Consider the following 10,443-nt stretch of genomic DNA (forward strand, 5'->3'; position numbering starts at 1 on the left):
TCGCAAGAGCATGAAAATACGTCGGATAATTTCGAATCAGGCTCTAAGGCGAGACAAGTCATGATCGAGATCTTCACGGTCGGCGGCGGCGAGTACATCGTCAATGTCTTGAATGCCGTCGCCAGCTGGACAGGCGCGGGTGGCTACAAGAGCTTGATCCAGGTGACCATGGTCATGGGGCTGGCGCTCGCGGTCATCGTGCTCGCCTTCAACCAGGACTGGCGGGCCTGGCTCAACTGGTTCCTCGGTGCGACGCTCATCTACATGTGCCTGATGGTGCCGCGCATGGACGTCCATGTGACCGACCGGGTCAACCCGAGCCTTGCGCCTGCGAACGTCGCCAACGTGCCGCTGGGTCTCGCGCTCATGGCGAGTTTCACCAGCCAGGTCGGCGACTATCTTACGCGCTCGGCCGAGCTCGTCTTTGGCCTACCCGATGATCTCAACTACTCGAAGAACGGTATGATCTATGGCGCGCGGCTGATGGAGGCGACGCGCTCGCTGCGGATTTCCGATCCCGAATTTGCCGCTAATCTCGACGAGCATGTGCGGCAGTGCGTGTTCTACGACCTCTTGCTTGGCCGCTATTCGATGAAGCAGCTCGCCGAGAGCGATGACGTCTGGACCACGATCGCGCCCGGCAGTGCGGCGCGGGCGCAGAAGTTCCTGACGCGGCAAGGCGATGACAGCGTGACCGCGTCGATCGTCACCTGCCGCGATGCCTACACCGCGCTATCGAACCAATGGGCGGGGCTCATCGATGCCATGGCGCTCAGCGCCGGGCGGCAGCTTTATCCGCGCCAAACTGCGGCGCTCGCCAAGACCAAGCTGCTTGCAGACCTGCCGGTCGCCTACCAGTATCTCTCAGGCGTGTCGAAGAACGCGAGCAACATCTTCCGCCAGGTCCTGACGATCAACGCGATGAACCAGGCCATGCACGGGTTTGCGGGCGCTAGCGGCACCTCGAGCATCGACGTCTTCGCCCAGACCCGCGCCGATATCCAGACCGAGCGGACCTATGCCTCGATCGCGGAGAACGCGATGAAATGGGTGCCGATCCTCAATGTCGTGCTGACGGTCGTCTTCTACGCGATGTTCCCTGTGATCTTTCCGCTGTTCCTGATGCCCAAGACCGGTCCGGTCGCGCTGCGGGGCTACATCACCGGCTTCTTCTACCTCGCGGCATGGGGCCCGCTCTTCGTGATCCTGCATATGATCCTGATGTTCAAGGGCGCGAGCGATGTCGCGGCCGCCGGCGCCGGTACCGGCCTGTCGCTCGCAACCTTCGCAGGCATGACCGACGTCAACCGCGATATCGGGCTTCTGGCTGGCTATCTCGTGGCCTCGGTCCCGTTCTTGGCTGGCTGCGTCGCCAAGGGCGCGCTCGCAATCTCCGGCCAAGCAACCTCCTACCTCAACCCCTCGCAGAATGCGGCCGAGGAAGCGGCGCGCGAGGCGAGCACCGGCAATGTCTCGCTCGGTAACAGCAATCTCGACAATTCGACGGTCTTCTCACGCCAGTTTGCCCAAGGGGCGCTCAATCCGAGCATCTCCTACGGCGCCCCGCAGACGCGCGGATTCAGCGATGTGGGCACCCAGACGACGAGCTTCGGTGAGGCGGAATTCGCGACCGTGCCGAATTCGCAGTACCCGTTCACGCCCACGCTCGGGCAGGATTTCACGAGCAGGCTCTCGACCATGGCGAGCCAGAGCCGGGGGCAGAGCGAGACCTATTCGAACCTGGCCCAGCAATCGACCAGCTCGGCCGTCACCCGGTTCAACGAGATCCGCAACGCCTACAGCCAAGGCCGATCCTCGGAAACGGTCAGCGGCACTGGCAGCAACGACAGCATCGGCACGGCATTCAGCGAAGTCGACAACGCCTCCACCACCCTGCAGCGCCAGTTCGGCCTGTCGCGCCGAGCCGCCGACGACATCACCGTGTCCTGGTTCCTCAATGGCCAGGCTAGCGCTGGCGTCGGTGGAAGCCTCGGGCCGGTTGAGCTTGGTGCGAAAGCCAGCGGCGGACGAAACCAGAGCTGGACCGACAGCGACGTCGGCATTGCATCTGAGGATCGCAATCGGATTACCGGGACGTTGCAGCAGCTTTCGGACACGCGGAACTGGTCGAGCACGCGCGAAGGATTCCTGCGCCAGACGAGCTCGAGTTCGAGTTCGCAGGTCTCGACCAGCGCCGCGGGTCTCAGCCACTCGCTGACCGAAGCGCAGACCTACTCGGTCGAAGCGCGGCGTGCCGAAGAACTTGCAAGCCGGCTCGAGAACCAGGCCTCCTGGTACGAAGGCGCGAACGCTGCCGGTTCGCTCAATCTAAGCCAGGCTTATCGGGAATGGGGCATGGCGGAGGTCGAGGCGAACCGCGACTATTACGGCCCGGTCCGCTTCGATGACATCAATTTCCAGATGAGCGCACAGGGCCAGCAGCTCCAGGCACGGTTCGTCGAAACCTATGCCGACCGCCTGCACGATGACATTGAAGGGCAATTGACGCTGCCCGAGTTCGCGCCAGTGAGCCGTCCTGCCGTTACGAGCCAGGGTAGCGTCCGCGCACGTGGTCCCAGTGGCGGCGGCGGATCCGGCAGTCTTGGTGCTGCTCCTGATACCACGGGGATCAGCGAAGAAGTCCGCGCGGCGCAGGCGCGGGGCCGTGGCCGGATCGGCCAATCCAGGGGCAATCTCGATGCGACCACCCGAGGGGCCAAGGGAGCTTCGGAAGAGGCCGCAGACGAGGTCAAAGATTGGTGATGTGTTAAAGGATCAAATCGTTGATAATCACAAAAATGATGTACGCTGTGAGCAACGTGAAGACCGTGACCATGGCGGCGCGCCCCCACGGATCGGCCCAGGTCTTCTTCCACGTGTACGCAGTCAGGCGATTTTCCGCGATGGCCCGGTCAATCTCTTTGAGACCCTTCCAGTCCTCGGTCGCAACGGGGTCGTCGGATGACTTCAACATAGGGCACCTATTCAGCAGGCAGGCTGCTCCAAAATCGCTGCATTATCGCAGATTTCCGGGCTTAATGCAGCGATTCTGACACACAAAATCATGGGTGCCAAGCGATGTTCGGCGGCATTTTCATGAACTGAGTTCAAGATATCGGCAGAAGGCATTCGCGAGTTGCATCTGACGAGGTGTGCGGCATTCGGCCTCGAAAACTTGCGGAGAGCCGACAAGGATCGTGACGCATTTCGCGCGTGAAGTCGCAACGTTCAATCGGTTCAGGCTGTACAGAAACTCCATCCCGCGCGGCGCATCGGCATGGGAGGAGCTGGCGAGCGAATAGATCGAAATTGGCGCCTCTTGGCCCTGGAATTTGTCCACCGTCCCGACCCGCGCCTGGGGGAGCCGGCGTTGGATCTCGAACACCTGCGCATTGTACGGGGCGATGATCAGTATGTCAGCGATCCCGAGCGGCTTTTCGTTCCCCTCGCGATCGATCCAGGTCGCACCCTGTGCCAGTATGTCGGAGACCAGTTCGGCGATAACGTCAGCCTCTTCGGACGAGCAATTCTGATTGCCGGAATGCTCGACAGGCAGAAACCTCAGACCCGTGCCATTTGCGATGCCCTTGGCGTTTACCCGCTGCCCGGCCGCTTCCGCCTTCGCTCCAAGCTTGCCCTCGTAAAAAAGCTCGGATGTGAACGCACAGATATCCGGATGCAGTCGCCAGGTGACGTCGAGAAACAGGCCTTCGTCGGGTCCAATGGTTTGCTTGCCAGAAAGCAAATGGTCGAGCGCAGAGCAACCGGTGCCGTCCGGATGGCTGCCTTGCATGGGCTGGTCGAGCTGCTGCGGGTCTCCGAGCAGAACTAGCGCTTTGGCCGCCTGCGAAACGGCAAGCACATTCGCCAGGGACATCTGTGCCGCCTCGTCGACAAAGAGAACGTCGAGACTTTCAAACGCATCCTCCGTCGACCACAGCCAGGCGGTACCGCCTGCGACGCTACAATCGGCTTTGAGCGCGTCGAAGATCTCGGCATTGTTTTTCTTTGCTAACCGGAGCCGGTCGGTCGCGTCTTCCTTGGACCCGCCTTTCGGCTTTTGGATGCAGACCAGCGGGGTATCGGTCTCCTCGGCGACCTCAATGACCTTGTTCAAGAGGTTGCGGATCACCTCATGGCCATTGGCCACGATCCCCACCTTTTTGCCCTGCCGGACGAGCTCGCAAATCATGTGCCCGCCGGTGTGGGTCTTGCCGGTGCCCGGAGGTCCCTGGATCGGCAAAACGCCTGCTGAGATGAGCGGGGCGATGCGCACGCCCGCATCAAGGGGCTTTTCGCCGTCACGTCGCACGGCGCTGCCGTCTGCAATGCGGGGCGCCACGCGCATCAGCATGTCGCGCGCCGCCTGGTAGGTTTCTCCCTCGTCCATGCCATGCTCGCAGACATGAGTTGCCAGTCTGACCAGCGCTTCCTGCATCGGTTTGGACGGCACATGCTCATGTACGAAGACCGCGGCCGGATGTTCGTCCGCCATCGCCGAGGCCTTCTTGATATCGATGGTGCGCTGTTCCCTCGAGATATCCTCAACGGTGCCCAGCGTCTGACCACCCTGCGTCCGCAGCCCTTTGCCCGCGCGGATATCGGCTTCCTGCACCGGGAAGGTGTAGCGGTCGATCGGGCACTTGGCTGTGCCACCAACCGTTTCCAAGAAGGTGAGACCTGCAAGACCGGCGCGCTCATCGATGAGCTCGTCTGCAGAGAGGTCGCTGAGGCGGAAATATTCCCACCAGGTCGCCTTTTCCTCGCGGCGATGCCACTCGAGAAGATTGGCAAGAAGCCAGCGCGCATGCTGCTCGGAGGTGCGCTCTTCCGGATCGACCGGGACATCGACAGTCAGCTGCTCAATTAGCGGCGTGATCCGCTCCAGCCATTCGGAAAGGCCTTCGCTCGGTCCGCTTTCCCCTGACTCCGGTCTCGTCAACTCGATGCCTCGATCGATGAGCTTGCTGCGTTCGGCCTCCAGCCAATCGCGCAGAGCCTCGGTCGAGACACAGTCGTCGCGGTTGTAGGCTTCTACGGTCTGCTTATCCTCCGGCAGAATTCCGGCCGGGTCGTTCAGTTCAAGGCTCACCTGCAGGCGGTTGAGCGCCAGGTTGGCATCGGGAAGGCTGGCGTCCCGAACATAGCCATAGAGCGGTTCGAGCTTCTTGATGGAATAGCTCTCCACGCCCGCGCGAAGCGAATGGCGGACGACGCTCAGCAAGTCGACGAACACGAGGCCACGCAGCAGCGAATCCAGTTCGTCTTCGCGCGTGCCATATCGCCCCATCAGCCGTTTCAGCGCGCCAGGCTCGTACCCGCCGTAATGGTAGACGTGGAGCTGCGGGAAGACCTTCATCCGCTCGAGCACGAAATCGATGAATGTCTCGAAGGCTGCCTTCTCGCCAGCCCGGTCAAGCGCCCAAAGCCCGCGGTACTGCGGCTCGCCTTCCTCACGGAAGTGGAAGCCCAAGAGATATTCCAGCCCATGCTGGCCGACGAAGGAATCCCCCTCGAAGTCGAGAAAGATGTCGCCCTCGCAAGGCTCAGGCAGGCAGTTGAGGCCGAAACCTGCCACCGGCGCCAGCAGTTCGTAGCGCAGTTCACCACTGGCTTTGGATTCGAGCTGGATCCTGGCCTGCTCGCGGACGCGGGTCAGAGATTCTTTCGAGCCACGCTCCGGCTTCCATTGCAGGGGCAGCGTCAGTTCCGCCAGCGCCGTCGCCGTCGTGACGCCGTGATCCTTGAGCTCTGCGATCTGCATCGAGGAAATGCCGGCCACGAGGCAAAGGTGATCGTCATCCCGGCGTTGCTTGTCGCAGCGCGTGCTCCAATTGCAGATATCACAGTTTGACGTCGGCTCCGGGTAGGTCTGCGCGGGCTTTTTGGTTTCGATCGCTCCAAGCAGTCCCTGCTTCACCTGACGGTGATAAGCGGCGAAATCGGCAAGCCGATACCGCTCCGGTTCAAAGTCGGTCCAGGGCGGGATGACGCTGGCGAAGACCGGCATGGTGCCTTGCACTTCGCCAATGAGCTCGGAGTAGAGACAGAGCTGAAGGACCGTGCCGCCTTTCGTTTCCCGGGCGAGCTTGGTGTCAGCAGCTTCATAGGACCAATCGCCAAGGTCGCTTGGCGTATCGACGCGCTGCAGAATGTCGGCACGGCCGGCCCAGGATCCGCCTCGCAGCGCCCCCTGGACGATCACGTCAACGCCCGCCCGCATGGCGGCGATGGTTTGAGCGACGGCCTCATCGGTGATGTCCACACCATCGATCACAACGGATGAAAGGCCTTGGGCGCGCAGATGCTCCACATAGGCCAGTTCGTGCTGCTTGCCGCGCTCCCAGAGCGCCTCGAGCGCGGGATCGAAGAATTTCGGACGCGAGAGCTCACCGCGCGCTGCCGCATGCTCCAACTGGGTCAAGTGCCGGCAGTTGAGATATCCCACCAGATCGGTAGCGCTGAGGCGCGGCGTTCCATTTTGAATTTGCACGATAATGCCCCCGAAAACTCAGCACGCTTCAGTTTCGGCAAGCTCGAGCGTGAGCAGCCGCAATTGTTGGATGACGGCTTGCCGGGAGCCGAGTTCGACGCTCATCGTGTGGAGCCGGGCCTGATCTGCGCCGATCCGGTGCGACGCCAAAGTGCCCGGGCGGTCAGCCAGCGCGAAGTGATGCGGATAGAGCAGGCTGAGGCTGTTGCAGTGGTAGATCCGCCCATAGGCCATCATCTGATAGACGTCGGCCTGGGAGACCCCCTGCTTGGGATCGTCGATCCGGGAGGAAATCCGCTTCCACTTGGTATCGATGATCTGCACGACCTCATTGCCACGCTTCACCAGAATATCGGGCCTGGTCTGAAACACCTGGCGGCCATCGGTCTCATTCTCGAGGCAAAAGAGACGTCCGCCTTGAAGGCTGACGCTAAATCCTGTGCCCGAGAGCGCGCGCTTGAGCAGGCGCCCCACATACTCCTCGAACAGCGTGTTCATCTCAAAAAGAAGCGAGAAGCCGTCCTGCCGGCCCATCGAACTCGTCTGGAACCGGTCGCCCAGGAGCAGCCGGGCTAGCGTGATCAGCTCCTTCCAGCGCGCGTTGGTCCGATCAAGATGCGCATCGTCCCAGCGCAATCCGCTTACCGGAACATCGGCAATGTCGGCATAGGCGAAGCCCAGCTCGGCCAGCCTGCGCTGGTTGTCCGCATTGTTCGAAACGCGCAGCAACCGGGAAACAGCGGCTTTCATGATCTGATTGAGCGGAGTGTCAGGCGACAGCTCGTCGAAACGGCAAGCGAGACGCTGCGGCGAAGCGGCGAGCCGCGTAAACTGCCGCGCAACATCAAGTCGGCCGCGAAGCGCGGGCAATTCATCCTCCCAGGCCATATAGCGACGAGGCATGCCCTGACGCAGGGCGTCGGCAAGCTTGCGGGAAAACAGCCCGATCAGGACTTCGAGCAAGGTGTCGCGTTGAGACCCAAGCGAAGTCATTGTGCCGCTGTCGATCTCCAGATCGAGCGCGACGGCCAGCATATGCACCAGGCGATCCCGCAAGTAGCCGCGATTGTCAGGATCGCTCTCTGAAGGCTTGGCATCGATCTTGGGCAGGATTTCCAGCGCACACCCATCAGCGACAATCACGCCTACCACCTGACGAGCTCCAAGAGCATGCCGTCCATGCTCCAGGATTCCCTTGCCATTCTTGCCGGCTAGGGGGGATCGACGCGCAACGGCGACAAGCCTGTCTGCTGCCCATTCGGGGATGCATTCCTCACCATCGCCATAAGCGAGCGATTGCCATTCGAGGAGTGATCGCCGGATCACGCAAAGCCCTTGTAGGCATCATCTGCAAACGGCTGCCGGACCTGCCAGCGCCAACGAGCTGGAGCATCGCCATCGGAGTCGAGGCCGTTGGGGGCCTTCAGTTCCCGTCGTTCCAAGAAGCGCTCGCCCGTCGTATCGCCAAGCACGGCGGCGACCTTGGACCAGTCCTCGTAGAAGTACTCGGCGAGGAGTGGGATTACCTTGTGTCGCATGCATTCATCGACGTCGGAGCGGGTCGCACACCCCATGAAGTAGGCGTGCCCGATCTGGTGTTCCCGGTCGAAGAGGTACTCGATGCGCTCGTTGAGAGAGGCGAGGAGATTTCTGAGCGCAATGCCATCAACATTTTCAGGCAGGGCCTCGGTGTCCGGCATGAGCTCGCGGAAGGTGAAGCGCCGGCGCAGAGCTGTGTCCAGCAAGGCGATTGAGCGATCCGCCGTATTCATCGTGCCGATGATGTGGAGGTTCGACGGAACGCCGAAAATCTCGCCCGAGTAGGGCAATTTCACGCGAAGCTCGTTTTCCTCGCCGATCCGCTTGTCCGGCTCGAGCAAGGTGATGAGCTCACCGAAGACCTTCGAAATATTTGCGCGGTTGATCTCATCGATGATGAGCACGTAGGGCTCGGGTACACCCGTGGTGGCCACCGCATCGCCACCCGAGGTGACGATCTGTTCCAGCGCGTCCCAGTCGATATAGCGATTGTTCAGCTGGTAGACGGAAACCTGGCTGAAGGTCTTCCCGTAAATGCGTTCGCGCGGGAGGCTCTCATCGGAGTGCCACAGCCATTTGACCGATCGGCGATGGTTATATTCGCCGTTGGGGCCGGGAACAAAACGATATCCCCCGGTGACTTCGCCAATCGCCCGGAATTTCCTGTTGCCGTCCGACACAACGACCAACGAGCCGACTTCCATGTTGATTCTGAAGGCGTACATCTGGGACATGTTGGGATCGTTGCCGGTCGCTTCAGGGTGATCCTCACGCCATCGTTCCTTGATCGCTTCCCATTTGTCGAAGCGGGGATCGGACCAATCGACGTCGCCGCCATATCCCAGGACTATGTACCCATCGCGGATTGCGTCCTGGAAGATCGCGTCATCTTCCGCCGCCCAGCTTCGTCCGAGCGACATCTTGAAGATCTTCTGGCTTCGATCGAGCAGTGGTTTCTCGGCGTTGACCGCATGGCCACGGTTTTCAGAGGCAAGATTGGCAATCTGCTTGAAGATGCCGTCGTGGGGCTTTAGGCTGAACCCGCCACTGGCCGGACCATCGTCGCTCTCCTCGCCCGTGACGGGCCTCAGTCCTTCGACGAACTCTTCGTAGGAGAAGGACTGGTGAAACGTGACAAAGCCGATGCGCCCCTTGCGATGCAGGGACTGATAGACATCCATCAGTTCCTTGCGGCCAAGCTGCGCCGATCCTGGACCGTTGCAGATTTCCACGGCCTCGGCGGCTGTCGCATAGGTCTTTCCCGTTCCCGGAGGCCCGTAAAGGATCAGGTTGGTTGCAGTCGGCATGGCTGGCCTCATTTCTGAAATTTCTGGCGTTTCATCGGCAGCTTGGTCTTCCTGGCTCACGACCCAGAGGAAGCTCTGGACATCCCACAGGTCTCGGGGCTGCCATCCCCAACCGACCATTTCCTCGTAGAGCTTGTGCGCGAAGCGGAGCACTTCGGCATATTCTTCGGCTGACAGCGGGCTCCAGCCGAACAGCGGCTTGTGAACCAAAGCCTTGTAGGCCCTCGAGAGCGGGTCGGTGTTGATGCCCAGGGCATCGCGCGGTCTGACCAGCGCCAGGAACATCGACGGGATATTGCGGCTCTCCGAGTAGGGCTTGCTCTTCTCCTGGCCCTCCAGAAGGACGGGCCAGATCGCGTCGACCATTTGTTTGGCCGCCGCCGGCGGGTCATCGCTTGAGCGGGCCAATTGGGCCGCTGCCAGTTCGAGAACATTCGGATGCTGCTGGCGAATGGCGGCGAGACGGTTGTTGGTCCGCCAACCGGGAAGATCGATACCCGTCAGGATGTCGAACAAGGCGCCGCCCAGCGCCTCGGGTGCCAGCGGCGGCTCGGACTGCATGAGCGCCGCAACCTTGGCGACAGCCTCTCGCTTGTAGTTGATGACATCCCTGAAGACTTGCGAGGTCGCGCCAGCAAATCCTTCCGGTTCAAAATCGGGATAGGTCCGCAGGAAACGAGCCTTGAGGTCCGCAAGCGCGGCGGCGTCGAGGATCAGGTCATTCCCGTGAATTGAACCCTTCGCGGGAATGCCCAGAGCTTGGGCAATTTCTGGGTCGATTTCATAGGAAGTCAGTTTCTGTTTGCCGTATCCCAGATAGGGCCGCCGGCCGTTGTTGGACCGCAGCACCCGGACCAGACGCTGCTCTTTGAACAGCGCCCGGGCCACCGCCAGGATATCGTCAGTTTCAACGGCATCTTCAGTTTTGTTCGAGGCGCCCATGATCCGGAACGCTTTGACCCCCGACTGCCGGTTGGTTTGGCGAATGGGCCAGTGGACCGTTCTGGAGTCATCAAAGAGTGCGATCCGCTTCTCGGCATCGATGCTGTCGAACGGCTTTGTTGCATAACTCCTGATAGGCTTGCTGCGGGATTTATTTGAGAT

Annotated in this window: 5 protein-coding genes; 1 reads left to right on the forward strand and 4 read right to left on the reverse strand. The window is 61.2% G+C overall.

Annotated features, from left to right (window positions below; translation table 11 throughout):
• Positions 1-60: 60 nt before the first annotated feature.
• Positions 61-2,763 carry a conjugal transfer protein TraG N-terminal domain-containing protein gene (locus ET21_RS0114465; protein WP_030540247.1) on the forward strand — a complete coding sequence of 901 codons (2,703 nt, stop codon included), beginning with the start codon at positions 61-63 and terminating at the stop codon, positions 2,761-2,763.
• A 4-nt stretch (positions 2,764-2,767) separates the two neighbouring features.
• Here ET21_RS0114465 and ET21_RS0114470 read toward each other — a convergent pair whose 3' ends face one another.
• The 4 genes from ET21_RS0114470 to ET21_RS26685 form a co-directional block, all read right to left on the reverse strand.
• The gene (locus tag ET21_RS0114470) at positions 2,768-2,974 is read right to left on the reverse strand and encodes a hypothetical protein (protein WP_030540248.1); all 207 of its coding nucleotides are present in this window, start codon (positions 2,972-2,974) and stop codon (positions 2,768-2,770) included.
• A gap of 120 nt (positions 2,975-3,094) precedes the next feature.
• Positions 3,095-6,493 (reverse strand): TM0106 family RecB-like putative nuclease, encoded by a 3,399-nt coding sequence (locus ET21_RS0114475; protein ID WP_030540249.1) that lies wholly within the window; start codon positions 6,491-6,493, stop codon positions 3,095-3,097.
• A gap of 18 nt (positions 6,494-6,511) precedes the next feature.
• The gene (locus tag ET21_RS0114480) at positions 6,512-7,645 is read right to left on the reverse strand and encodes an McrC family protein (protein ID WP_237751568.1); all 1,134 of its coding nucleotides are present in this window, start codon (positions 7,643-7,645) and stop codon (positions 6,512-6,514) included.
• 170 nt (positions 7,646-7,815) lie between these two features.
• Positions 7,816-10,443, reverse strand: a 2,628-nt coding sequence (locus ET21_RS26685) for an AAA family ATPase (RefSeq protein ID WP_156029191.1), incomplete at its 5' end; no start/stop codon positions are given.

It is taken from the genome of Sphingobium sp. DC-2, assembly GCF_000722555.1.
Taxonomy (GTDB): Bacteria; Pseudomonadota; Alphaproteobacteria; order Sphingomonadales; family Sphingomonadaceae; genus Sphingobium; species Sphingobium quisquiliarum.